This window comes from Nonomuraea sp. 10N515B (assembly GCF_052245915.1).
In the GTDB taxonomy this organism is placed as follows: Bacteria; Actinomycetota; Actinomycetes; order Streptosporangiales; family Streptosporangiaceae; genus Nonomuraea.
Map to the genome: position 1 here is coordinate 135,449 of NZ_JBQQBQ010000006.1, position 24,729 is coordinate 160,177.

23 protein-coding genes are annotated in these 24,729 nt (G+C 68.7%); 11 read left to right on the top strand and 12 right to left on the bottom strand.

Annotated features, from left to right (window positions below):
• Positions 1-17 precede the first annotated feature (17 nt).
• Entirely contained in the window at positions 18-1,706 is a 1,689-nt protein-coding gene (locus ACTWQA_RS10870) for an ABC transporter family substrate-binding protein (RefSeq protein ID WP_443159118.1), read from the top strand.
• Between the two features lie 71 nt (positions 1,707-1,777).
• Positions 1,778-2,881 (top strand): DNA glycosylase AlkZ-like family protein, encoded by a 1,104-nt coding sequence (locus ACTWQA_RS10875; protein WP_443159119.1) that lies wholly within the window; start codon positions 1,778-1,780, stop codon positions 2,879-2,881.
• On the opposite strand, the gene ACTWQA_RS10880 is transcribed toward ACTWQA_RS10875, so the two are convergent.
• Both ACTWQA_RS10880 and ACTWQA_RS10885 read right to left on the bottom strand, forming a co-directional pair.
• Positions 2,878-3,129 (bottom strand): hypothetical protein, encoded by a 252-nt coding sequence (locus tag ACTWQA_RS10880; protein ID WP_305922549.1) that lies wholly within the window; start codon positions 3,127-3,129, stop codon positions 2,878-2,880. The two genes, ACTWQA_RS10875 and ACTWQA_RS10880, sit on opposite strands and share 4 nt — an antisense overlap.
• 96 nt (positions 3,130-3,225) lie before the next feature.
• A complete protein-coding gene (locus ACTWQA_RS10885; RefSeq protein WP_443159120.1) occupies positions 3,226-4,320 on the bottom strand; it encodes an MFS transporter in 1,095 nt (364 codons plus the stop codon).
• 76 nt (positions 4,321-4,396) lie between these two features.
• Between ACTWQA_RS10885 and ACTWQA_RS10890 the strand changes: the two genes are divergently transcribed.
• From ACTWQA_RS10890 to ACTWQA_RS10900, 3 genes are all read left to right on the top strand, one after another.
• Entirely contained in the window at positions 4,397-4,843 is a 447-nt protein-coding gene (locus tag ACTWQA_RS10890; RefSeq protein ID WP_305922547.1) for a hypothetical protein, read from the top strand.
• 72 nt (positions 4,844-4,915) lie between these two features.
• Entirely contained in the window at positions 4,916-5,092 is a 177-nt protein-coding gene (locus ACTWQA_RS10895) for a carboxymuconolactone decarboxylase family protein (RefSeq protein WP_443159121.1), read from the top strand.
• A 373-nt stretch (positions 5,093-5,465) separates the two neighbouring features.
• Positions 5,466-5,633 carry a hypothetical protein gene (locus tag ACTWQA_RS10900; protein ID WP_327590249.1) on the top strand — a complete coding sequence of 56 codons (168 nt, stop codon included), beginning with the start codon at positions 5,466-5,468 and terminating at the stop codon, positions 5,631-5,633.
• Between the two features lie 46 nt (positions 5,634-5,679).
• On the opposite strand, the gene ACTWQA_RS10905 is transcribed toward ACTWQA_RS10900, so the two are convergent.
• A complete protein-coding gene (locus ACTWQA_RS10905; RefSeq protein ID WP_443159122.1) occupies positions 5,680-6,303 on the bottom strand; it encodes a pyridoxamine 5'-phosphate oxidase family protein in 624 nt (207 codons plus the stop codon).
• Between the two features lie 81 nt (positions 6,304-6,384).
• On the opposite strand from ACTWQA_RS10905, the gene ACTWQA_RS10910 reads away from it, so the two are divergent.
• Positions 6,385-7,248 (top strand): alpha/beta fold hydrolase, encoded by an 864-nt coding sequence (locus ACTWQA_RS10910; protein ID WP_443159123.1) that lies wholly within the window; start codon positions 6,385-6,387, stop codon positions 7,246-7,248.
• On the opposite strand, the gene ACTWQA_RS10915 is transcribed toward ACTWQA_RS10910, so the two are convergent.
• The gene (locus ACTWQA_RS10915; RefSeq protein WP_327590245.1) at positions 7,249-8,334 is read right to left on the bottom strand and encodes a PrsW family intramembrane metalloprotease; all 1,086 of its coding nucleotides are present in this window, start codon (positions 8,332-8,334) and stop codon (positions 7,249-7,251) included.
• 60 nt (positions 8,335-8,394) lie between these two features.
• Positions 8,395-9,606, bottom strand: a complete 1,212-nt coding sequence (locus ACTWQA_RS10920; protein ID WP_443159124.1) for an amidohydrolase — start codon at positions 9,604-9,606, stop codon at positions 8,395-8,397.
• Between the two features lie 37 nt (positions 9,607-9,643).
• On the opposite strand from ACTWQA_RS10920, the gene ACTWQA_RS10925 reads away from it, so the two are divergent.
• Entirely contained in the window at positions 9,644-9,943 is a 300-nt protein-coding gene (locus ACTWQA_RS10925; protein WP_443159125.1) for an ester cyclase, read from the top strand.
• Positions 9,944-9,964: 21 nt separating this feature from the next.
• The gene (locus tag ACTWQA_RS10930) at positions 9,965-10,435 is read left to right on the top strand and encodes a TIGR03618 family F420-dependent PPOX class oxidoreductase (RefSeq protein WP_443159126.1); all 471 of its coding nucleotides are present in this window, start codon (positions 9,965-9,967) and stop codon (positions 10,433-10,435) included.
• Here the strand turns inward: ACTWQA_RS10930 and ACTWQA_RS10935 are convergent.
• On the bottom strand, positions 10,395-11,789 hold the full coding sequence (locus ACTWQA_RS10935) for an MFS transporter (protein ID WP_443159127.1): 1,395 nt from the start codon (positions 11,787-11,789) through the stop codon (positions 10,395-10,397). The genes ACTWQA_RS10930 and ACTWQA_RS10935 overlap by 41 nt on opposite strands.
• A gap of 162 nt (positions 11,790-11,951) precedes the next feature.
• On the opposite strand from ACTWQA_RS10935, the gene ACTWQA_RS10940 reads away from it, so the two are divergent.
• Both ACTWQA_RS10940 and ACTWQA_RS10945 read left to right on the top strand, forming a co-directional pair.
• The gene (locus tag ACTWQA_RS10940; RefSeq protein WP_443159128.1) at positions 11,952-12,779 is read left to right on the top strand and encodes a glycerophosphodiester phosphodiesterase; all 828 of its coding nucleotides are present in this window, start codon (positions 11,952-11,954) and stop codon (positions 12,777-12,779) included.
• Between the two features lie 386 nt (positions 12,780-13,165).
• A complete protein-coding gene (locus ACTWQA_RS10945; protein ID WP_443159129.1) occupies positions 13,166-14,224 on the top strand; it encodes a Shedu anti-phage system protein SduA domain-containing protein in 1,059 nt (352 codons plus the stop codon).
• A 173-nt stretch (positions 14,225-14,397) separates the two neighbouring features.
• On the opposite strand, the gene ACTWQA_RS10950 is transcribed toward ACTWQA_RS10945, so the two are convergent.
• From ACTWQA_RS10950 to ACTWQA_RS10960, 3 genes are all read right to left on the bottom strand, one after another.
• Complete coding sequence (locus tag ACTWQA_RS10950; protein WP_443159130.1) at positions 14,398-17,214, bottom strand: vitamin B12-dependent ribonucleotide reductase; 2,817 nt, start codon at positions 17,212-17,214, stop codon at positions 14,398-14,400.
• A complete protein-coding gene (nrdR, locus tag ACTWQA_RS10955; RefSeq protein WP_043614619.1) occupies positions 17,211-17,666 on the bottom strand; it encodes a transcriptional regulator NrdR in 456 nt (151 codons plus the stop codon). The genes ACTWQA_RS10950 and nrdR overlap by 4 nt, the downstream gene beginning before the upstream one ends.
• A 501-nt stretch (positions 17,667-18,167) precedes the next feature.
• Entirely contained in the window at positions 18,168-18,455 is a 288-nt protein-coding gene (locus ACTWQA_RS10960; RefSeq protein ID WP_443159131.1) for a LysM peptidoglycan-binding domain-containing protein, read from the bottom strand.
• A 1,446-nt stretch (positions 18,456-19,901) separates the two neighbouring features.
• On the opposite strand from ACTWQA_RS10960, the gene lexA reads away from it, so the two are divergent.
• Positions 19,902-20,609: a transcriptional repressor LexA gene (lexA, locus tag ACTWQA_RS10965; RefSeq protein ID WP_443159132.1), complete on the top strand. Its 708-nt coding sequence runs from the start codon at positions 19,902-19,904 to the stop codon at positions 20,607-20,609.
• Between the two features lie 262 nt (positions 20,610-20,871).
• Here lexA and ACTWQA_RS10970 read toward each other — a convergent pair whose 3' ends face one another.
• The 3 genes from ACTWQA_RS10970 to ACTWQA_RS10980 all read right to left on the bottom strand — a co-directional run bounded on the left by ACTWQA_RS10970 (position 20,872) and on the right by ACTWQA_RS10980 (position 24,595).
• Entirely contained in the window at positions 20,872-22,311 is a 1,440-nt protein-coding gene (locus tag ACTWQA_RS10970) for a family 43 glycosylhydrolase (RefSeq protein ID WP_443159133.1), read from the bottom strand.
• Positions 22,308-23,660, bottom strand: a complete 1,353-nt coding sequence (locus ACTWQA_RS10975) for a glycoside hydrolase family 43 protein (RefSeq protein WP_443159134.1) — start codon at positions 23,658-23,660, stop codon at positions 22,308-22,310. The genes ACTWQA_RS10970 and ACTWQA_RS10975 overlap by 4 nt, the downstream gene beginning before the upstream one ends.
• Positions 23,661-23,749: 89 nt before the next feature.
• Positions 23,750-24,595, bottom strand: coding sequence for an aminoglycoside adenylyltransferase domain-containing protein (locus tag ACTWQA_RS10980; RefSeq protein WP_305922529.1), 846 nt, complete (start codon positions 24,593-24,595; stop codon positions 23,750-23,752).
• Positions 24,596-24,729: the final 134 nt, after the last annotated feature.

Below are 24,729 nucleotides of genomic sequence, written 5' to 3' on the forward strand. Positions count from 1 at the left end.
CCAGGAGGAATCGCTCGATGAAAGCAGCACGTCTTGTCACGGCCGCCGCCGTTGTCGTGGCATTGGGAGGGTGCGGCGGCGGGGCGGGAAACGGCCCTGGGACCAGGGATGGAGCCGGCGACGACCATACGGTCAAGGCCTTCGACATCAACACGCAGCCGCGCGACAAGGTCAAGGACGGGGGAACGCTGCGGTGGGGGATCAACGAGTTCCCCGCGCAGTGGAACAGGAACCACGTGGACGGCAACCTGGCCGTGGCGGCCTCGGTGAGCAACGCGCTGCTGCCGTCACCGTTCGTGTCGGACGAGAAGGCGGAGATCTCCGTCAACCGGGACTACGTGCTGGACGCGAAGGTCAGCGATCAGCGGCCCGAGCAGGTGGTGACGTACACACTGAACCCGAAGGCACGCTGGTCCGACAGGCGGCCGATCACGTGGGCCGACTACCAGGCGCAATGGCAGGCACTGAACGGGCGGGACTCGGCCTACCGCATCGTCTCGGCCACCGGTTACCAGGACATCAAGAAGGTGGCGCGAGGGAAGGACGACTTCGAGGTGGTCGTCACGTTCGCCCGGCCGTTCAGCGACTGGCAGGCGCTCTTCGGGCCGCTGCTGCCCGCTGCCACGAACCGCACGCCGGAGGCGTTCAACACCGCCTGGCTGAACAAGATCCCCGTGACGGCCGGGCCGTTCAAGTTCGGAGGGTTCGACCAGACGGCCAAGACGATCACGCTGGTCCGGGACGATGCCTGGTGGGGTGAGCGGGCCAAGCTCGACAAGATCATTTATCGGGCGTCCGAGCAGGACTCGCTGATCGGGGCGTTCAGCAACGGCGAGCTCGACATCATCGACATAGGCCCGTCCGCCCCCGACTACGCGCGGGCCAAGGCCACGGCAGGGGCACAGGTACGCCAGGCGGCGGGGCCTGACTTCCGGCATTTCACCTTCAACGGGTCGAGCGAGCTGCTGCGGGACCGGAACGTGCGGCAGGCGATCCAGCTGGGCATCAACCGCCAGGCCATCGCGCAGTCCGACCTGCAGGGGCTGAACTGGCCGATCGCGCTGCTGAACAACCACTTCTTCATGAACACCCAGGAGGGCTACCAGGACAACGCGGGGGCGCTGGGGGTGTACAACCCTCAGCGGGCGCGGCAACTGCTGGACGCGGCCGGGTGGAAGCTGAACGGTGCGGTCAGGCAGAAGAACGGCAAGACCCTGGATCTGCGGTTCGTGGTGCCGTCGGGGGTGCAGATCAGCAAGGCGGAAGGGGAACTGGCGCAGAGCATGCTCGCGCAGATCGGGGTGAAGCTGACGATCAAGGCGGTCCCGAGTGACGACTTCTTCACCAGTTACGTGATCCCCGGGAACTTCGACATCACGCCGTTCGCCTACATCGGGACGCCGTTCCCGGTGTCCAGCAGTTACGGGATCTACGCGAACTCGCCCGACGGGAAGACGTGGAACGCGAACTTCGGGCGTACCGGGTCGGCGGCCATCGACCAGGCCATGAGCCGGGCCGCGCAGAGCCTCGACCCGGTGCGGGCGCGCGCGGCCACCAACGCCGCTGATGAGCTGATCTGGCAGGAGGTGAACGTGCTGCCGCTCTACCAGCGGCCGCAGCTGGTCGCGACCAAGGCGACGCTGGCCAACGCGGGCGCGCGCGGCTTCTACGACCTCCGCTACGAGAACATCGGCTTCATGCGCTGACCCTTGCGGGGCACCGGGGCCGGACAGCCCGTCGCGGCGGGATTGTCGGTGGGCAGGTGTACAAAGGGCGAGTGACGACGAAGGTGACCTGGGCGCAGATCCTCGCGTGGCGCCTGCGCAGGCAGTTCGTGAGCGGAGCCGGCGGGCCCGACGCCGTGAGCGTGGCCCGGAGGTTGTGCGGCGTGCAGACCCAGGTCCCGTCATCGGCGCAGCTGGCGGTGGCGGTCAGGAGCGCCAAGCCCGAGCCCGGCGAGATCGATCGCGCCCTGTGGACCGACCGGACACTCGCCAAGACGTGGATCATGCGCGGCACCCTCCATCTCGTCCCCGCCGACGAGCTGGCCGGATACTGCGCCGCCCTGAGCACGTTGCGGTTCTGGGAGAAGGGGTCGTGGCAACGCGGCCACGGGGTGACCGCCGCCGAGATCGCGGCGATCATCGAGGCGGTCCCGCAGGCGCTGAGCGATGGGGCTGGGCGCCCGCTGACCCGCGAGGAGCTGGTCGACGCTGTGGTGGCGGTGACCGGCGACGCTCACCTGCGGCAGGCGCTCACCTCCGGTTGGGGCGCGCTGCTCAAGCCGCTCAGCCGCCTGGGCGAGCTGTGCTACGGCCCGCCCCGCGAAGGCAAGGTGACGTTCACCGCCCCGCGCGCCTGGATCCCCGGCTGGCCCTCCGAGCCGCCGCCGTTCGAGGAGGCGGGCGTACGCGTGGCGCGGGCGTTCCTCGGCGCGCACGGCCCGGCGACGCCGGAGATGTTCGACACCTGGCTGTTCGGCGGCGTGGCCAGGAAGGCCGTGCTGAAGGGCTGGTTCCGCGACCTGGCGCCGGAGCTGACCGAGGTCGAGACCGAGGACGGGACGACCCTGCCGGCGCTGAAGGAGCACCTGGACGACCTGGCAGGCACCCGGCCGTCCGCCGAGGTCCACCTGCTGCCGGGCTTCGATCAATACATTCTGGCCGCCCCGCGCACGCTGGCCCCGCTCCTCCCGCCGTCGCTCAAACCCAAGGTCAGCCGGCAGGCAGGTTGGATCTCCCCCGTGGTCGTCCACGAGGGCCGGGTGGCAGGCGTCTGGGAGGCCAGAAACGGCGACATCGCCCTGGATCTCGACGCGCCGGTGCCCCAAGGGCCGCTGGAGGAGGCCGTCGCCCGCGTGCGCGGCCTCCTGAAACCCTAGGACGTGGTGCCCGCCATGACGCGGTCGACGATGCCCTTGGTGCCCTCCTCACGGGCGCAGTGGGCGCAGCAATACCAGTGGTCACCGGCCTGGACCCCGTGCCCGATGACCTTGGTGCCGCAGTGCTCGCACACCGGTGCCATGGCCTCGATCGCACACTGGAAGCAGTCGAAAGTGTGCACCGATCCCTGCGCGTGCACCTCGAACGCCATGTCGTAATCGTTGCCGCAGCTCTCGCAGACAGCCATGGTGATCCCCTTTGCAGTCGTGTCCGCCCGGGGGGATACCCCGTTCCGTGCTCTCCTTTCCCCAAAGCATCACCATAATCAGGCCGTCTCCGCTCGTCACGAACGTTCCACCGCGAAGCGGGCTACCAGCGGCAGTCCCAGCAGCCCGAGCGCGGCCAGCGCCGCGGGCAGGCCGAACCACCCGCTCAAACCGGCCACGAGCAGCGGGCTGACCACGAAGCCGGTGTACGAGATCGTGGACACCCCCCACACCAGCGTCCCGCTCGGATCGTCGGCGGCCGAGCGGCTGAGCAGGGCGGGCACCAGCGGCCCGAGCGCCAGCCCGGTCACCGCGAACCCCACCATGGAGATCACCACGGTGCCGCCCAGCGCGGCCAGCGCGATGCCCGCCCCGCCACCCGCCCCCGCCACCAGGTACATCGCCCTGAGCGGCACCCGCGGCAGCGCCTGCACGATGAGCCGCCCGGCGGTGAGCGCCCCCATGTAGACCGCGGGCGCGGCGCTCGACACGAGCGGCGTGGCGCCGCGATGGTCCTCCAGCAGCAACACCGACCACTGCTCGACCGAGTTCTCGATGATGAGCACACAGGCTGCCAGCGCCCCGAGCACGGCTGCGACCCCCCAGAGCCCGCGCCTGCCGGCGTGCGAGGGGGCTTCGGCTGCCGTACGTCTCATGGGCAGCGCCAGCAGCGACAACGACGTGACGACCACGATCACCGCGATGGCCGCGAGCACCGCGCCGGCGCCGTACCCGAGCGAGCGGGCCAGCCCAGTGGCCGGGGCGGCGGCGATGACCCCGACGGGGAACGCCGCGTGCACCAGTTGGAAGAGCCGACGGCCGCTCTCGCGTTCGACCCGCCCGGTGGCCAGGTTCAGCGCGATGTCCAGCGCGCCGCTGGCGGCGCCCACGAGCAGCAACGCCGCCCCCAGCTGCCAGAGCGAGCCGACCAGGCCGACGCAGGCCACGCTGAGCGCGAACAACGTCGTGGTCACCATCAGGGCAGACCGCTCCCGCCCCCGTGCCAGCCGCCCGGTGAACGCCATCGCGGGCAGGGCCCCCACTGGTACGGCGCTCAGGGCCAGCCCGAGGTCGCCCGCCGAGATGCCCAGCTCCAGCTTGATGGCGGGCAGCAGGGCCGACCAGGAGCCCCAGAACACGGCCCAGGCCGCGCAAACCGCGATGAGCGGCATCCAACCCCCTTGCAATTACGGTCAAGTCACAGTAAAGATCATCGATGTCCCTATATCCCCTGTCGAAGGGAAAACCGTGCTCACGCGAACGGTCATCGCGGCCGCTCTGGTCGCCACCGGGATCGCCGCCCTTCCCTCCTCCGCCTACGCCGCCACGGCGCGCTACACGCCCGAGCGCATCTGCGGCCCCGGCTTCCACCGCGTCAAGGACGGGCACCGGGCGATGAAGACGCGCGGCGCCGTGTTCGGACACGTGTACCTCATGTACAACAAGCGCTCCGGCAAGAACTGCGTCGCCGCGATCAAGACCGTCTACCAGGGCATCCGCTCGGTGACCGGCGCCTACCTCGAGGTGAAGGGCGGCGGCAAGTCGCAGGACGAGCAGAAGTACCGCTACTACGCCGAGACCGGCCACCTCGACGGGAGCTGGAAGTGCGTACGCTACGCCGGCTGGACCCGCGACCCCGCCGGCCGGGTCGAGGCGTGGGGCGGCCGTCAGTCCTGGGGCAACTGCCTGGGCTGACCGCGGCATCCAAGGTTTTCCTCCGAAGCTGTCACAACCGGGCGGCCTACCCCGTCCTGTTGATTCCTGGCGGTGGAGAAGATCCTTCACGACAGCGAGCTGCCGGCCGGCACCATCGGGCTCGTCAAGCTGCGCGCCAGCCAGATCAACGGCTGCGGTTACTGCGTGGACATGCACAGCCGCGACATGAAGAAGGCGGGCGAGAGCGACGAGCGGTTGTGGATGGTGGCGGCGCGGCGATCGCCATGATCAACGCCTGGAACCGGATCGGCGTCACCGCCCGGCTCACGCCCGGTACCTGACCTCGTAGAAATGCATTGAGCCGGACCGGCACTGGAGCTAGGTTGGCGCGCATGGCGGGTGGCAAGCGCCCGCCAAGCCGTCGCCAAACGGCGCGGCGCACAGTCGTGAAAGGAGAACGACGCGCTTCGGAAGGGGGACACACCGTGAAACGCGTCAAAGTCACCAAGGCGACGGCCAGGCGGCGTCCGCGGCCCGCCATGGAGTTGGACCTGCGTTCACCAGCAGGTCGCAGGCTTCCCTACTGACTTGCTCCTTACAGCAAACTTACGGGGGTATCTGTAGATAACATAGATAACAAGAACATCACGGGGGGCTCACGATGAAGAGGCTTGTGGCGGTGCCGCCACACGTTGCCAGGCACAAGGTCCGCGACATTCGGTCGGCAGACCGCCGCAAGCCGCCCGCAGATCCCAAGGTGATCGATCTGCGGGCCTACACCGGCAGGAATGTGATCCGTTTCCCCGGCGGTCCCACGCCTGCCGCCTAGCCCCACCGGACGACCCAGGCCGACGTGCGGCCTGGGTCGTCGCAGGTCAGGAGGCGTACAGCTTCTTGGCGTACGTCTCGCCGTAGTAGCTCTCGAGCTCTTCAAGGCTCTCCTGCACTGCCTGCACGTCCTTGACCAGCCGCGCGTGCGAGGGCAGGTCGTCGCCGCCCCAGGTGTCCGGCTTCCACAGCCCGGAGCGCAGGAACGCCTTGGCGCAGTGGAAGAAGATCTGCTCGATCTCCACGACGAGGGCGAGATGCGGGCGGTGACCCTTGACGATCATCTCATCGAAGAACGGGGCTTCGCGGACGAGCCGCGCCCGGCCGTTGATGCGGAGGGTCTCATTGCGGCCGGGGATGAGAAAGACCAACCCTACATGCGGATTTTTCAGAATATTGAGGAATCCGTCCGCTCTGCGGTTCCCTGGGCGGTCCGGGATGGCGATCGTGGCGTCGTCGATGACGTGGACGAACCCGGCGGGGTCGCCCTTGGGCGAGACGTCACAGTTGCCCTGGTCGTCGGAGGTGGCGATCAGACAGAACGGCGAGGCCGCCAGCCACTGCCGGTCACGCTCGTGCAGGCGTACCCGCTCCTTGGTGGCCGCCCTCGGCATGACCTCCCCCAGCAGTTCGCGCAGCTCAGCCTCGGACCCGATCTCCGCCCAGCTCATGTGATCTCCCTTCGAGGGTTTCCCTGATGATTTTGTCAGGGATTGGGACCAAAATCCGCAGCGTGCGGCATCATGAGGTCAATGACTGAACCGACGATCGAGTCGCGGATGGCCGACCTCGACGGCCTGCGCATGCACTACCTGATCGGCGGCGAGGGACCGCTGCTGGTCCTGCTGCACGGCTGGCCGCAGACCTCCCACTGCTGGCGGCGGCTCATCCCCGCCCTGGCCGGCAACTTCACGGTCGTCGCCCCCGACCTGCGCGGGTACGGCCGCACGGACAAGCCGGTCGCCGGCTACGACAAGCGCACGATGGCTGCCGATATCCGCGCCCTGGCGCGCTCGCTCGGCCACTCCACGCTCGTGCTCGCCGGCCACGACCGGGGCGCCAGGGTCGCCCACCGCTACGCGCTCGACCACCCAGGCGAGGTGGAGCGGCTCGTGGTCATGGACATCATCCCGACCAGGGAAATGTGGCGCAGGTTCGACATGACGAGCGGCCTGGCGTCGGGCACCTGGCACTGGACGTTCCACCTGCAGCCCGATCTCCCGGAGCGGCTGGCGGGCCAGGACGTCCGCGGCTACCTGGGCTATTTCTTCGAGAAGTGGGCGGTGCAGCGCTCACGGCTGGACGTCGAGGAGTACGTGCGTGCGTTCGAGCAGCCGGGCGCGCTGCGGGCCGGGTTCGAGGACTACCGGGCCTCGTTCCCGCACGACGCCCAGCACGACGACGCCGACTGGGACGCGGGCTGGCGGCTGGAGATGCCGGTCCTCGCGCTGTGGGGCGCCGCCGGGCTGCCGAGCAGCGTGCCGGTGCTGGACATCTGGCGGGATTACGCCCTGGACGTGCGCGGGGCCGAGATCCCCGAGTGCGGGCACTTCCTGGCCGAGGAGCAGCCGGACGCGGTGCTCGCCCACCTGTCGAAGTTCCTGCTGCCCCGCTGATCACCAGCGGCGGGCGTGCGCCATCGCCCCCAGGTAGGCGTCCCGCTCCACCGCGAACCTGGCCGGGTCCATGCCCCGCCGTTCGGCCCGCAGGTGCAGCATGGTCAGCTCGGTCGCCGCCTGCTGATAGTCGCTCATGGCCCGGCCGAGCCCTGCTCCCCTGGCCCACCTGCGGGCCGCCTTGCGTGCCGACAACGTGCTGAGCATCCGGACGTCCTGGTCGGTGACGAGCCCGGTGGGCCGGTAGCCGGGCAGGTAGACGGCCATCTTGCCGACGAGGTGGCGGCGTTCGACGACGGTCACGACGATCAGCAGGACGAGCGCCGCCATGATCACCAGGTACGCCACGCCCAGCCAGGCCAGCGAACCCGTGGTGGCCGAGCCGTTCCAGAGCGCGTGCAGGAAGACCGCGCCGAGATAGCCGAGCGGGATCGCGGCGAACCTGGCGGGCGAGCGGCTCGTCAGCGCGTAGGCGACGCCGAGGCCGATCATCGAGGTGTAGACCGGGTGGCCGAGCGGGTCGATCAGGCCGCGCAACACGAACAGCTGGATCGCACCGCCGACGCCGTCCTCGCCGAACGCGAGCAGGTAGTAGCCGACGTTCTCGACCGCGGCGAAGCCCAGGCCCGCCATGGAGGCGTACACGATTCCGTCGGTCAGGCCGTCGATCTCGCGCCTCCTGCGCAGGAGCAGCAGCAGCGCCGAGCCCTTGAGCGCCTCCTCGATCACGGGGGCGAGCAGGACGGTGCCCATGTTCTCGGCGACCGCGGCGCCGTAGCCGGCCCTGACGAACAACTGCTGGCCGAGCAGCGTGAACCCCACGGCGACCACGACGGCCACCCCCGCACCCCACGCGAACGCGAACGCCAGATGCAGCTTCGGCTCCGGCTCCAGCCGATCAAGGGAGAGCACCGCGGCCAGCAGCACCGGCAGCGGCGCCACCGCGAGCACCGCCGACAACGCGAACCCGGCGGGCCCGCCCGAGATCAGCATGACGGCCAGCACGAGCAGCGCGAGGATTCCCGAGACGACCAAGCCGATCACCAGCGCCTTGCTGGGTCGCTGAGCAAGCAAAGGAGCAGTCATGGTTGGCGCCTCTCTTCCCGTCCGATCCGCCCACTATGCGCGCCGCGCATCTACAGACGCTTAACGGTGACTTGAATCTCGGTAGTACGGATCCGCCACGATGGGCTCACCCTCCGTGTACGAATACACCTCCCGGCCGGAAATGAACACTCTCAGCGCCCGGCTCATGACGTCCAGCGGATCCCCGGACCAGATGACCACGTCGCCGTCGAGCCCCGGCCGCAGCGCGCCGACCCGGTCGTCGATGCCCATGATGCGGGCCGGGTTCACGGTGATCGACCGCAGCGCGGCGTCGCGGTCGAGCCCGTCCTTGACCGCCAGCGTGGCCTGGTGGACGAGGAAGTGGATCGGCACGACGGGATGGTCGGTGGTGATGGCCAGCTCGACCCCGGCCCGCGCCAGGATGCCGGGATTGCGGAGCGAGCGCTGCCGCAGCTCGACCTTCGACCGGCTGGTGAAGAGCGGCCCGATGATCACGGGGACGTTCCTGGCGGCCAGCGTGTCGGCCAGCAGGTGCCCTTCGGTGCCGTGATTGATCACCAGGCGGTAGCCGAACTCGGCCGCCAGCCGCAGCGCGGTGGCGATGTCATCGGCCCGATGCGTGTGCTGGCACCACGGCAGCTCGCCGTCCAGGACGCGGACGAGGACCTCCAACGTGCCGTCACGGTCGAACGGCTTGCCCTCGTCCGCCGCGGCGGCCTTCCTGGCCTTGTAGTCCTGGGCCTTCATGAACGCGTCGCGGATCACCGCCGCGACCCCCTGGCGGGTGGAGGGCAGCTTCTTCTGGTCGCCGTACACACGCTTGGGGTTCTCGCCGAGCGCGCTCTTGACGCTCACCGGCTCCTTGATCAGCATCTCGTCGACTGTCCTGCCCCAGCACTTGACCGCGACCGTCTGGCCGCCGATGGGGTTGCCCGAGCCCGGCTTGATCACCGCGGTCGTCACGCCGCCGGAGAGGGCGTCGGCGAAGGCGAGGTCGGCCGGGTTGATCGCGTCGAGTGCGCGCAGGCGGGCGCCGTTGGGGTCGGTCATCTCATTGGTGTCGCTGCCGGCCCATCCCTCGGCCTCCTCGTGCACGCCCAGGTGGCCGTGGGCCTCGACGAAGCCGGGCAGCACCCAGCCGCCCGCGGCGTCCACGACCTCGAAGCCGTCGGGGATCCGCACGTCCGCGCCGACCTCGGCGATCCTCCCGTCCACGATGAGAACGACGCCGCCGTCGATGGGGGCACTGTCGACGGGCACGACATATCCGCCAGTAATAGCAAAATTCACGACTCGTAACTTATCGGGCAATGGGTAGCGGACCTGAATGATCGCGGAACGGTACGAGCGCTGGCTGCTCGAGATGTGGAACGGAGACTTCAAGCTCACCCACGACCTCGTCACCCCCGGCTTCGTCGGCCACTGGCCCGGCATGGACGTGCACGGACCCGATGGGCTGGTGGAGGCGCTGCGACAAGGGCACGCGCCCTTCGACGACGTCAAGGTCACGCTGGACGTGGGCCCGATCGTGGACGGGGACCGGGTGGCGGCCCGGTGGACGTTCAGCGGCGCTTACCAGGGCGGCCTGCCCGGCGCGAGCGCCGCGTCAACCAGCAGCTTGGGATAGGGTGAATCGTCCCCAACCCCGATGGAGGACGATGAGGTGCCGCAGGAAATCGAACCGGGCGCGGGACTGAGGTCGCTGACGGACGAAGAGATGACGCTGCTGCTGGGGCAGCAGCGTTTCGGCGCGCTGGCCACCAACAAGAGCAGCGGCCACCCCCACCTGTCCACCGTCCTCTACACGTGGGACCCGGGCCAGCGCGTGGTGCGGATCTCGACCATCGCCGACCGGCTCAAAGTGCGGGATCTGCACAAGGACCCGCTCTGCGCTCTCTACGTGACCAGCAACGACTTCTGGTCGTACGCCGTGGCCGAGGGCGAGGCGGAGCTGTCGCCGGTGACCACGGAGCCCGGGGACGAAGTGGGCATGGAGCTGCTCGCCATGCAGACGGGCCTGACCGACGAGGCGGCGTTCCTGCGGCAGATGGTGACCGACCGGCGGCTGGTGATCAGGCTCAGGGCCTCACGCCTGTACGGGACCGCACTCGGCCTCTAGCCCGGCTCCTGTTGTAGGCCACGGTCGCGATCACGATCAGCACGAGTCCCAGGTCGATGGCGGCCGACCAGCGCATGGCCGCCACGTGACCGCCGTCCCGCGCCACCGCGAAGAACACCGCCCCGATCACCGCCACCCCGCCGGCGCCCGCGAACTGCTGCGCAGTGCTCAGCATGCCGGAGCCGATGCCGGCCTGGTGCGGCTCGACCTCCACCAGAGCCGCCCCGATGAGCTGCGGCAGGATCAGGCCGTTGCCGGCGCCGACGAGCACGAGCGCGGCCATGACGTACGGCAGCCCGAGCCCGGCCGCGGCCACCAGCAGGCCGAGCCCCAGCGCCGTGACCGTGCCGCCGATCATGATGACGATCAGCCCGTACCTCCCGACCAGCCGCGTCCCGAGCACCGAGGTGACTGAGAACAGCACCCCCATCGGCGCGAACGCCAGCCCCGCCTGGAACGCCGTCAGCCCCATCCCGCCCTGCAGCAGCAACGTCAGCGTGAACATGAACGCGGCGAAGTACGCCATGAAGGCCACGATCGACCCGACGCCCGCCAGGTAGGAGTGGACCTTGAGCAGCGCCAGGTCGAGCACCGGCTGCCCGCCGCGCGCCCCGAGCAGCCGCTGCCACCGCCAGGTCAGCGCGAACACCGGGACGCTCGCCGCCATGCTGACCCAGGTCCAGGCGGGCCAGCCCAGGCTGTTACCGAGGCCGAGCGGCACCAGCACCAGCCCCAGGCCCACGGCCAGGCCCGCCGCGCCCGGCAGGTCCAGCTTCGGCCGGCGGGCCGTGTCGACCCGCGGCAGCAGCCACGCGGCCAGCGGCACGACGACCAGGCCGACAGGCAGGTTGATGAGGAAGACGATCCGCCAGCCGAGGCCGAACACGTCGGCCGTCAGCAGCAGCCCGCCCAGCACCTGCCCGGCGATCGACCCCAGACCGCCGACCGCGCCGTACCAGCCGACGGCCCTGCTCCGCTCCCCCGGCGGGTAGACGGCCGAGATCGTGGCCAGCACCTGCGGCACCATCGCCGCGCCCGCCAGGCCCTGCAGGAGGCGGGCGGCGACCAGCTGGGCCGGGTTCACGGCGATCCCGCACAACACCGAGGCGACGGTGAACGCGGCCACGCCCCAGATGAACAGGCGCCGGTAGCCGTAGCGGTCGCCCAAGCGGCCCCCGGTGATCATGCCGGCCGCGTAAGTGAAGGCGTAGCCGCCGACGATCAGCTCGAGGGCGGCGGGGCCGGTGTGCAGGTCGTGCTCGATGGAGGGGGCGGCCACGTTGACGACGAAGAAGTCGAACTGGGCCATGAACCATGCGGAGAGGAGGATGACCAGCGTACCGGCAGATCTCACGACATTCAGGCTAGATCGTCCGCGCTGCGTGATCCCCCTTGCCCCGTCCGGGCGTGTCGTTTGCTCATCACCCCGGCATCGCGGGTCTACTCTTCTCTCAACTGTTGGTCATGCAATCTTGTCACCGTCGGTCCGTAGGCCCCTCTCCACCTGAGGAGACCCATGTTCCGATGTCTGGTGCTCGTCCTGGCCACCGCCCTGTCCGCTCTCGCAGCCCCCGCCACCGCGGCCACCGCCGCCCCGGCGGTGCTCAACGTCGCGCACCGAGGCGCGTCCGCGTACGCTCCCGAGAACACGATCGCCGCCTTCGAGCTGGCAGGCAAGCAGCGGGCCGACATGTTCGAGCTCGACGTCCAGGAGACCAAGGACCACGAGCTGGTCCTCATGCACGACGCCACCCTGTCCCGCACCACCAACGTGGAGCGCGTCTTCCCCGGCCTGTCGCCGTGGAACGTCGACGACCTCACGCTCGCGCAGATCAGCAAGCTGGACGCCGGCTCCTGGTTCAGCGACGAGTACGCCGGCGAGCCGGTGCCCACGCTGGGCGAGGCGCTCCGCGCGATGAGCGGCTCCGGCATGGGCCTGCTGCTGGAGGTCAAGAAGCCGGAGCTCTACCCGGGGATCGAGCAGCGCATCGCCGACGAGCTGCGCCGCCACTCAAGCTGGCTCGCGCCGGGGCGGCTGGTGGTGCAGTCGTTCACCGTCGAGTCGATGCGGAGGTTCCACCGGCTGCTGCCGGATGTGCCGATCGGGCTTCTCGGCACGCCCTCCACCGCCGAGCTGCCCGAGCTGGCGACGTTCGCCGACCAGATCAACCCGCCGTACACCACGCTCACGGCGTCCTACGTGCGCCGCGTCCACGGCCTCGGCATGCAGGTCCTCGCCTGGACGGTGGACAACCCCGACGTCATGCGGCGGATGCTGACCTACCGAGTGGATGGGATCATCACCAACAAGCCGGACGTGCTACACGACGTGCTCGACACCTGAAGTCCGGGGGAGACGGCCTCCGCCGTCTCCCCCCGATCTTCCGCGATTGCCGTGCGAATACTGGGGGAGTGCACCTCTTCCAGAGGTGCAGTATTCCTCCAACGATCGCGCCAGCAAGATGCCGTTGCAGCGGTGCCGCGTCGACGCCGACATCTCCATCCGGGTTCTGTCGGGGGCATGTGGCAGAGTCCAGTGGTCCGGCGAACAGTACGTCCGAACCACACAGGGGGCTGAGAGTGATGGCGGGGAGAAACAGAGTACGTTCAGACTCCACCCTGGCGTCGCTCCTGAAACTCACTCACTCGCTCGCAACGTCCGCGCAGGTCAAATCCGCTGTTCAGGACGTCCTGGATCACATCGGCAGTTCCTATCGGGGCGGGAACGCGATGCTGGACCTCATCCGGTTCGCGATCCGGCAGGCGGAGACCGGGAACGACCTGGAGTCGGCCGCCCGACTCGACGACGCGCTTGGATATGCCACAGGCAGGGTGTTGAACCCTGAGCTGGAGAACAAGTACCAGCTGCTCGACGGGGCGATGAGCCGTAATTTCACCATGTTCGAGTTGGTGATGTCGAACGTGCACCTGGCGATCTCGTCGATCTTCGACGAATTCCTCGAGGAGCACCCACAAGCCGGCGTCGCCGAAGCACGAGAGTATTTCAGGCGGCTGGCCAGAGCATCGATCCAGGTGGTGGAGGATCGGGAGGCGGGAATCTACCGGGTCCGCCGACTGGACGAGGAAGCCAGCATCTGGCTGGCCGATACTTTGCTTAGGCGTTCATCATACGGGCCGCTCACCGCGTCGAACCGCCTCGCCGATGACCTGCCGCCAGAGTCACGGGCGATCCTCACTCGGGCCGACGCTGAATCGGTTCTCGCCGGCATGCAACTCCAGATTCGCCGCAGAAAACTGGCCGAGATCCGACGGGTGGTCGAGCATCCGTACAGCTCAGAACGTCAAATCCAGAAAGCTATCACCGGCGCATGGTGGCTGTTCGGAGGCGAGTACGTCGGCCAGTCCCTACGCCGCCGACTGACCCGCGGCCTGGAACTCGACATCCCTTTGCTCCGCCCTGACGGCGTCCTGCATGTGGTCGAGTTGAAACGAGCCGCTGTCAGGGTCATCCAGAGCCATCGGACAGCAACGATCCCCACCGAAGAAGTCCACAAAGGCGTGGTGCAGGCCCAGAATTATCTGAAACTCCTTGATGAGAACCGAGACAAGATTCTCGGCCACGGCGTCGACACGCGTCGTGCCACAGCTGTTCTCGTCATCGGCCACCCTGCTTTCCAGGACAAATTCTCTGAGGTCCAAGTCAACGAGACCCTCCGGGTCTACAACTCCCACCTCTCGCGAATCGAGGTCATCACCTATAAACAACTCCTTGACGCGGCGAAACGGGTCCTCGACCTCACTGATCCGTCAGCGTCTGACCTCGCCTGACGAGCAATCGCTCATCCATCCCTCACAAGTAACTCCATAGCGAAGCGGGGAGCCGGCATCGGCTACCCGCTTCGCTATGGTCATCTACCTGGTGCATACCGCTTCGCGCTTGTTCCTTATAAAGGGATCGGGCGAATTTCCCTCACGCTGCAAACACCGCACGCCGAGCTGTTTCAGCTGCAGCCGCTGGTGGAGCCGCAGCCCTCGCAGACGTAGCAGCTGCCCGCGGGACGCATCTTGGTGCCGCAGGTCATGCAGAGCGGCGCGTCGGCCGTGAAGCGCTGGTGGCTCTCCAGCGTCAGCTCCTCCTGGGCCGCCGGAACCGGGTGGGTCTCCTTCGGCTTCTGCTCGATCGGCGCCGACTGGGCCAGCGCCTCGCGGTCCACCGTCTCCTGCAACGCCGCCGGGTCCTCCCCGCGCTGCTGCGCGGCCCGCTCCGCCGCCGAGAAGATGCCCAGGGCCGCCCGCTCCTCGTAGGGCAGGTGGTCCAGGGCCAGGCGGCGGAAGATGTAGTCCATCACCGACGTGGCCATCCGGATGTCCGGGTCGTCCGTCATCCCCGCCGGCTCGAACCGCATGTTCACGAACTTGCTCATGTACGTCTCCAGCGGCACCCCGTACTGGAGTCCGATGGAGATCGCGACGGAGAACGCGTCCATGACGCCCGCCAGGGTCGAACCCTGCTTGGACATCTTGAGGAAGACCTCGCCGAGCCCGTCGTCGGGGTAGGACGAAGCGGTCATGTAACCCTTGGCGCCGCCCACCGTGAAGCGGGTGGTCATGCTCGGCCGCTGGTTGGGCATGCGCCGCCGGGTCGGCCGGTTGATCTCGATGACCTTGACCTCGGGCTCCTTGGCCGCCTCTTCCTTCTTGGCGCCGTTGCCGGCCGACAGCGGCTGGCCGACCTTGCAGTTGTCGCGGTAGACGGCCAGCGCCTTGAGCCCGAGCGTCCAGCCCTCCATATAGACCTGCTCGATGTCGTCGATCGTGGCCGACTCGGGCAGGTTGACCGTCTTGGAGATGGCGCCGGACAGGAACGGCTGCGTGGCCGCCATCATGCGGACGTGTCCCATCGGCGCGATCGCCCGCTCGCCCATCGCGCAGTCGAACACCTCGTAGTGCTCCTTGCGCAGGCCGGGCGCGTCGATGACATGGCTGTGCTCGGCGATGTACTCGACGACGGCCTCGATCTGCTCCTGCTGGTAGCCGAGCTGCTTGAGCGCCCGCGGGATCGTCTGGTTGACGATCTGCATGGAGCCGCCGCCGACGAGCTTCTTGAACTTGACCAGCGCCAGGTCCGGCTCGATGCCGGTCGTGTCGCAGTCCATCATGAGCCCGATCGTGCCGGTCGGCGCCAGGAGGCTGGCCTGAGCGTTCCGGTAGCCGTTCTTCTCGCCGAGCTTGAGGCACTCCGCCCACTGGCGCGACGCCTCAGCGTGGATCTTGGCGTCCATCGAGCCGATCGTGCGCATGGAGTCATTCGCCGCCGAGTGCTTGCGCATGACGCGCTTGTGCGGCTCGGCGTTCCTGGCATAACCGTCGTACGGCCCCACGACCCCCGCCAGCTCGGCGCTGCGGCGGTAGGACACGCCGGTCATCAGCGACGTGATCGCCCCCGCCACGGCACGGCCGCCGTCGGAGTCGTAGGCGTGGCCGGTCGCCATCAGCAGCGCACCCAGGTTGGCGTAGCCGATGCCGAGCTGCCGGTACGCCCGCGTGGTCTCGCCGATCTTCTCGGTCGGGAAGTCGGCGAACGTGATCGAGATGTCCATCGCGGTGATGATCAGCTCGGTCAGCTTGACGAAGTCGGCGACGTTGAAGGAGTTGTCGTCCTTCAGGAACTTCAGCAGGTTGATGCTGGCCAGGTTGCAGGAGGAGTTGTCCAGGTGGACGTATTCGCTGCACGGGTTGCTGGCGGTGATCCGCCCCGTTTCCGGGGTGGTGTGCCAGTCGTTGATCGTGTCGTCGTACTGCAGACCCGGGTCGGCGCATTCCCAGGCGGCCTTGGCCATCTTGCGGAACAGGTCCTGGGCGTCGACCGTCTCGATCACCTCGCCGGTGAGGCGAGCGCGCAGGCCGAACTTCTCGCCCTTCTCGACGGCCCGCATGAACTCATCCGAGACGCGCACCGAGTTGTTGGCGTTCTGGTATTGGACGGAGACGATGTCCTTGCCGCCCAGGTCCATGTCGAACCCGGCGTCCCGCAGCGCGCGGATCTTGTCCTCCTCGCGCGCCTTGGTCTCGATGAACTCCTCGATGTCGGGGTGATCGACGTCGAGCACGACCATCTTGGCCGCCCGGCGGGTGGCGCCACCGGACTTGATCGTCCCCGCGGACGCGTCGGCGCCGCGCATGAAGCTCACCGGCCCGCTCGCGGTGCCACCGCTCGACAGCAACTCCTTCGAGGAACGGATCCGGGACAGGTTGACCCCCGACCCCGAGCCGCCCTTGAAGATCACACCCTCTTCCTTGTACCACTCCAGGATCGACTCCATCTGGTCGTCCACGGAGAGGATAAAGCAAGCGCTTACTTGCTGAGGTGATTGGGTGCCCACGTTGAACCAGACCGGCGAGTTGAACGCGAACACCTGGTGCGCCAGCGCGTGCTTCAGCTCGTGGTCGAAGATCTCGGCGTCCTCGTCGCCGGCGAAGTAGCCGTGCTCGATGCCGGTACGCGTGTAGACGCCGACGACCCGGTCGATCAGCTGCTTCAGGCTCCACTCGCGCTGCGGGGTGCCCACGGCGCCGCGGAAGTATTTGGTGGTCACGATGTTGGCCGCGTTGACCGACCAGAACGCGGGGAACTCGACGCCCCGCTGCTCGAAGTTGACCGAGCCGTCGCGCCAGTTGGTCATGACGACGTCGCGGCGCTCCCACTGGATCTCGTCATACGGGTGCACGCCGGGCTTGGTGAAGATCCGCTTCATCTTCAGCCCCTTACGCGGACGCTTGCCCCCGCGCGCTACTGAACCGCTGGCCGTCTCCGTCATGACTCCCCCTTCTCCGCCTTCAACTGTTTGATCTCGGCCTCGAAGTCCGCCAGGCTCTCGAAACCGCGATACACCGATGCGAAACGCAGGTAGGCCACCTCGTCGAGCTCCCGCAGCGGGCCCAGGATCGCCAGCCCCACCTCGTTGGAGGGGATCTCGGCCGCACCCTTGGCCCTGATGGCCTCTTCCACCCGCTGTCCGAGCTGCGCCAGTGAGTCCTCGCTGACCGGTCTTCCCTGGCAGGCCCGCCGTACGCCCGCGACGACCTTGTCCCGCGAGAACGGCTCCGTCACTCCGCTGCGCTTGCTCACCATGAGCAGCACGGTCTCCTGCGTGGTGAACCGGCGCCCGCACTCCGGGCAGGTGCGCCGGCGCCTGATGGCCGCGCCGTCGTCCGTCGAGCGGCTGTCGATGACCCTGGTGTCAGGGTGGCGACAGAACGGACAGTGCACGCTTCGCCTCCTCGACCTGCGGCCACCACACACGCAAATGGGTTGTGACGGGACGCTCACGCACGCTCCACGGCTGGCCATGGAGCGGTCACGGAAACACAAGGTGTGGTGAACTACATCGGTGTAACTACTAGATGTTGTGGTCCAACCGTAGAAGCGCGCGACCATGAACGCAAGTTGGGCGGGCCCATCCGGCTGAAGTCGCTGATCAGCCCACGGTCATCTGGAGCCTCGGGCGTGTCGGCCTTCCCGGATGGCAGGATGGAGGCGCGGCCGTGTCACATGTATTGCTAACGGTCACGGGCGTGAACAAACCTCACAACGTTACCGCAGGCCGCTTCCTGTTCGGTCCATCCCGCAGGCACCGCGCCGCAGCGCCTTCACGCCGCCCGCCTTGGGCGTTGTCACCTCACGAGACGACACCCTCGACGTTGCCACCCGCACGACGTTGCCACCCGCACGACGTTGCCACCCGCACGACGTCGTCAGGATCCGCGCCGATCAGCGCACCACCCCGGCGATGTCCCTCGGGACATAGAGGCGCGTGCCGGGATGGATGATCGAGTCGGGGAGCCCGTTCAGGCGCTTGATCTCCGCGACCACGGCTCCGGGATCTTCGCCTCCGGAGAGCACGTCGGCGATGGCCCAGAGCGTGTCCCCCTGGCGGACCTCCACCCACGGCAGCCCGGCAGTGCTGGGAACGACGACCTTCACCGCCGCATGGCTGACGGCACGTGTGCCGAGCCAGAACCCGCCCAGGGACAGTAACGCCACCGCCACCACCAGCACGGCCCGTCCTCGGCGCGTCAGCCGCACCGGCGGCGCGGCGCGACGCTCAAGCCGCGACGCCGCGCGACGATCATGTCGCGCACCGGCCCTGCGCTTCCACCGGCGATCAGCGCTCTTCGCGCCGCCGCCGCCTCCCCGCCGGCGACGCGACCCAGGCGTTCCCGGCCCGACTCCCGCCGCCGGCTTGGCCCGCATCCTGCCCGCGACCGACCCGCCACGCCTCTTGCCCATCCCGGGCCCGCCGCGCTCCACACCACGACCGATCCCAGCACGAGTCCCGGCCCCGCCGCTGCTCGCGGCGCCGCCCAGCCTTGCACCAGCTCCAGCGCCGCTGCCGCCCGCGCTGCCGCCCCGCCTCGCACCAGCTCCAGCGTCCCCGCCTCCCACAATGCCGCCTAGCCTCGCGCCAGTCCCAGCGCCACTCAGCCGCGCATCAGTCCCAACGCTGCCCGACCTCGTACCAGCCCCAACACCGCCGCTCCGCGCGGCACCGCCCTGCCTCGCAACTGTGCCAGCGCCGCCGCTGCCCGCACTGCCGCCCTGCCTCGCAATGGTCCCAGCGCCGCCACTTTCCGCGATGCCGCCCAGTCTCGCACCGGTCCCATCGCCGCCCAGGCTCGCACCAGCCCCGCCGCTACCCGCGGCCTCGCCCAGGCTCGCACCAGCCCCAGCGCCCGCGGCGTCGCCCAGCCTCGCACCAGCCTCGCCGCCGCCCGCACTGCTGCCCCGCCTCGCACCAGTCCCAGCGCCGCCGCCAGCAGCGCCGCCCGACCTCGTGCCAGTCGCCTGTCTTCCGCGGGGTGTGCCACCGCCGGGCCCCGCATTCGCCCCGAGCCTGCCGCGCCCCGCGGCAGCGCCGGGGCTCCCGCCGGTTCCAGGCCCTCCCCGACCCGTACCGGCTCCGTGCTCTCGGCGACCCTGGCCGCTCGATGCGGGGGTGTCGTCCGCATTCGTCCCTGGATGCGGCGGTGGGACGAGGCGCAGGCGAGGCCTCCCCCGACCCCGGGACGCCGCCGCGTCCGGCGAGGGCCCTCCGCGCCTCGCCCCATCACTCGAACGGAGCCCCAACCTCTTACCGGAATTTCCACGGGAAGCGATCTCGGTCCGCGTATTGTCTCCCCGTCGGTCCTTACTCTGCGTAGCATCGGCAATGAGGGTGAGCCGCTTGGCGTCTTCGCTGGTCGTGTTCGTGTTTGTGGTCGTTCGCATGGATGACCTCCTGCCGTGTGGCCTGAGGAAAAGGCCGAATAAAGATCAGCAAATCGAACACGGTGTCGATCGAACTCCCGTACGATGTTGTACACCACACTGGCGACAATTTCGAGGAAGACTCGAACAATTGTTTGAAGATGATCTTCAACAGCGATAACGTCGCTGTGTGCGACATCGAGACCACAGAACGGCAGGTCCGCCGGTGAGGCGGGCGGCCGGGCGAGGAGGCAGGGCATGACCGAGCGGGATGACGCAAACGGGGTCAGCGACCTCGCGGTGCGCAGACGTGACTCTCTGGGCCTGACGCCCAGGCAGCGCAAGATCCTCGAAGTGATTCGCGACTCGGTGCAACAGCGCGGCTATCCGCCCTCCATGCGGGAAATCGGCGAAGCGGTGCAGCTGACGAGCACGTCCAGCGTGTCCCATCAGCTGACGGCGCTGCAGCGCAAGGGTTACCTCAGACGCGACCCGCACCGGCCGCGCGCCCTTGAGGTGCGCCTGCCGGGCGAGCCGGTGTTGTGGGTGGACCCGGACGCTGCGGATGACGAGGCGACGATCAGCCGTCCCACGGCCGCCTACGTCCCGCTCGTCGGCCGCATCGCCGCCGGTGGTCCGATCCTGGCCGAGGAGAGCGTCGAGGACGTCTTCGCGCTGCCCAAGCAGCTCGTCGGCGAAGGCACGCTGTTCCTCCTTCAGGTCGCCGGTGACTCCATGATCGAGGCCGCCATCGCCGACGGCGACTGGGTGGTCGTCCGCCAGCAGCCGGTGGCGGAGAGCGGCGACATCGTGGCCGCCATGATCGAAGGAGAGGCCACCGTCAAGACCTTCAAGCGCAAGGACGGCCATGTCTGGCTCGTCCCGCACAACACCAATTACGAGCCCATCCCCGGTGACGAGGCCACCGTCCTGGGCAAGGTCGTAGCGGTTCTGCGCCGGCTCTGACCAGGTCGGCGGCTTGGGCGCGCGTCACCTCGCCGCGCCGCGTTCCGGCGCGCGCCACAACATGCACTGACGGGGCACGGCACCGCACCGCCGACCTCGCCGGCTCGCTTCGCGGCGCGCGCGACTCGGAGCGCAGCACACGAACCGTCGTGTGGCACGCGAACCATCACCCGGCACACGAGCCGTCGCGCCCGGCGGCGCGTCGGAGGCCACGTGCGCGCACGGGCCCCCGACGTCAGCCCCACAGCCCCAAAGGCGGGCGTCACTCCAGGATGAAGCTGGCGCTGTCCCGGAAGGCGCTGGTCCCGTCGTTCCGCTCGAGCCACACCTGTCCGCCCCGATGTCGCACGAAATACCCGGGGAAGTTCACCGACTCGAACGAGACCGTGCCCGAGCCCTCGAGCCCGCCCCGCCGGTGGAAACTGGCGTCGGCGTTGAACAGGCTCGTGCCGTCGCGCCGCTCCACCCACGCCTCATGGTTGCGATGCCGCAGGTAATACCCGGGAAAATTGGTCGACTCCAGCGACACCGTCCCCGTCCCGGACAGCCCCGTGACGATCCTGAACTGGGAGTCCGCCAGTGGCGTGACGTTCGCCTCCAGGCGGGCCCTGTAGTCGTAGTGCCTGATCGCCGATCCCGGCGTGTCGTACGACATGAGCCGCACCGGCGTCGCCCCATCCGGCACCGGGATGCCGAAGTCCGGAGTGCCGTCCGCCCGCCAGTACACCTTCTGTACGCGGGTCCGCCGGTTGGGATCGTTCAGGGGATCGCCTGAAATATCGCGATAGTTGCGATCATGGTAGACGAGGATGTCGCTCTGCCCGTCTTCCGACGTGGTGAAGGAGTTGTGGCCGGGACCGTACTGGCTGGTCGCGGCGCTGGAGGCGAAGACCGGATTGGAGCTCTTCGTCCAGGCGGACGCCTGGAGCGGGTCCGCTGACGCCGAGGCCGTCAGCAGGCCGAGGCAGTAGTTGGCGTCCGTGGCGCTGGCGGAGTAGGTGAGGAAGAGCCGCCCGTTGCGCTGCAGCACCGAGGGCCCCTCGGCCACCTTGTAGCCCCGGGTCTCCCAGGCCAGCGTGGGCACGGTCAGCCGGGTCGTGGGACCGCTGATCGTCCAGGGGTTGGTGCCCATGCGGGCGATGTAGAGGTTGGAGTTGGTCGCGATGCCCGGCTCCTGCTGGGCCCAGAGCAGGTAGCGCACGCCGTTCGCGACGAAGGTGGTGGCGTCCAGGGAGAAGGTGTCCCAGGGGGTGGTGATCCGTCCCCGCTCGGTCCAGGCGCCGGTCAGCGGGTTGGCGCTGGAGCTCTCCAGGACGTACATCCGGATCCGCCACACGTCGTCGGCCCGGCCCGCCGCGAAGTACACATACCACTTGCCGTTGATGAAGTGGATCTCCGGCGCCCAGATGTGCGCGCCCATCTCGCCGGTAGTGTGCTTGCGCCAGATGACCGTCTCCGGCGCGCTCGCCAGACCCTGGATGGTGGTGGCCCGGCGCAGCACGATGCGGTCGTACTCGGGGACGGTGGCGGTGAAGTAGTAGTAGCCGTCGGTGTGGCGGAAGATGTGCGGGTCGGCGCGCTGGGCGGCCAGTGGGTTGCTGTACTGGACGGCGGGCGAGGCGCCCGCGGGCGTCACGTTGGCGATCACGGCGAGGAGCGTAGCCAGGACGAGGGCGGCGACCCTGCGGAGGGTGGCGTTCATGACAGCGGCGAGGTGACGGTGAAGGAGGCGTCGCCGGCGAACACCGAGCCGGACGCCCACAGGTCCAGCCGCATCTCGTAGTTGTAGTGCCGCAGATAGCGGCCGGGCAGGTTGTAGGACTCGAACGAGATCGTGCCCCCGCCCGCCAGTCCGGCCCGCCCGCAGTACGTGGCGTCGCCCTTGAAGATCGCCGACCCGTCGTCCCGTTGCAGGGTCAGCCGCATGTTGTAATGCCGCAGGTAGTAGCCGGGCTGGTTGACGGCCTGGAAGGAGTAGCAGCCGGCGTGCGCCAGCCCGGCGACGACGGCGAACGTGGCGTCCCTGCGGTCGGCGAGCGGACTGGCGGAGTTGAGCGGGTCCACGTAGGCCAGGTAGTCGCGGTGGCGTACGTACCGGTCGGGGAAGTTGGCCGAGCGCAGCGAGCGGTTGCCGGTGGGCACCGCGGTCGTGTCGCCGACGTCCTCACGCAGCACGGTGAAGTGCCTGGCGGTGCCGGACAGGCCGGCCAGCTCGACCCTGGCGCCGAACGAGGTCAGGTTCGAGCTGTCGGCGTAGTAGTAGCGGCCTCCGGTGTAGTTGTCGAAGTAGATCCGCCACCGGCCGTCCGGCAGCCGCGTCAGCGCCGGGCCCTCCAGGCCCGAGCCCCAACCGGCCCAGTTCCCCGTGCCGGTGAACTGCCAGGGGCCGTTGAGCGAGGTGGCGGTGGCGTGCTCGATGTACTTGGTCGTCTCGTTCTTGAGGAAGTTGTGGTACGTGGAGCCCACCTTGACGACGAAGCTGTCGATGTAGTTCGCCGGAATGCCCAGGGGTGTCGGGGCGCTCCACGACGACAAGGCGCTGTTCGCGGCAGTGATCCGGTAGGGCCGGAATTGCCCTGCCGTGCCCGTCGTGGACGCCGAGTAGATCACGTGGACGCTGCCGTCGGAGTCCCTGAACCACTCCGGCGCCCAGGTGCTGCCGGTGGCGCCGTTCAGGCCGACGGTGACGTTGCGGAGAAAGGTCCAGGTCACGGAGTCGGCGCTGCGGGCGAAGCCGATGGTGTCGCCGGTCCAGTTGGTGGTGTAGACGAGGTAATAGTAGCCGTCGGTGTGCCGCAGCACGCTCGGGTCGCGGATCAGGCCGGACGGCGGGGTGTACGCATTGGCGCGGACGAGGGTGAAGGTGGTGGCGTTCACCGAGTCGTAGACGTACATGTTGGACTCGCTGCTGTTGGTGAACGCGGTCATCAGGTAATGCGGCGCCGGCCCGGCGGCGTGGGCCGCCCCGGGTGCGAACACGACGGCCGCGATGGCGGCGAGCAGCGCGACGACGCCGGTTAACGCCTTTCGAGTGACTCCACGTGTACGCATCCGCGGCCCCTCTGTGATGTTAGCGCTAACATTTCACCACGCCGACGAGGGCGCGGTGATCGCATTCGTACCCCAGGGGCGATCCGCCGTCAATCCCCAGCGGTGTACAGGTCGTGCGCGGCCTTGATCGCCTGGTCGGCGAAGTCGAGCACGTCATGCCGCCGTTCGAACGGGGAGCCGTACAGCGAGCGCCGGGGTGTGCCGAAGTGCTCGCCCAGCCCCGAGACCAGGCACCCGAGCGAGGGCTCCGCGGTGTCGTCCGCCCGCAGCCGCAGCGCCTCGTCGATCACGCGGTGCCAGCGCTCGGGGAACGTTTTCCGCGCGTGCCGCGCCGCGCCCGTCTTGGACGTGAGCTCGCCCGTCGCGAGCGTGTAGTGCAGCCGGGAGACGCCCGTGACGATCCACACGGTGGCGTACGGGCCCAGCGAGGCCAGCCCCCACGGCGAGAACAGGTGGGAAGCCCGGGTCACCAGGCGCCGCCAGTAGCGGTCGAGGTTGGCGTCGGTCCAGGCGGCGAGGACGGCGGGATCGGTCCAGATGTCGAGGTCCCCCGCCTTGGGACCGCGGCAGGTCACCCCGTGGCGGGCCAGCGTATGCCAGGTGACCGGGTTGAGGCCGCCCTGGGGGTTGAGCTTGCCGGCGTGGGCCTGCGGGCGCGCCCCGAGGTCCAAGGGGTTGCGACGGAGGTCGTCCCAGGTCACGTAGACGCCTTCGAACGGGTGGGCGCCGAGGCTGGTGTGGATGCGCTCCAGGGTCTCGATCGGCGGCCCGGCGGCCGTGACCGCGACGAAGTCCACGTCGCTCGTGGCCGGCCGGTAGTCATCCAGCGCCGCTGACCCCTCGAGGTAGAGCCCTTCGATGAGCCCGGGAGCCGCCGCGTCGGCCACTGACAGGTATGTCTCGACAATCGCGTCGATCTTCGGGTGGGGCGTCATCACCGCTCAGCCTGCCACAATCGACGCCGCCGCCTCATCACAATCTAAAATCCTAGAATGTCCAGGTGAATACCGCATACTGCCTAGAAGACCTCAAGGCACGAAATGATGGATTTAAATGGGCAAAGGCGGGT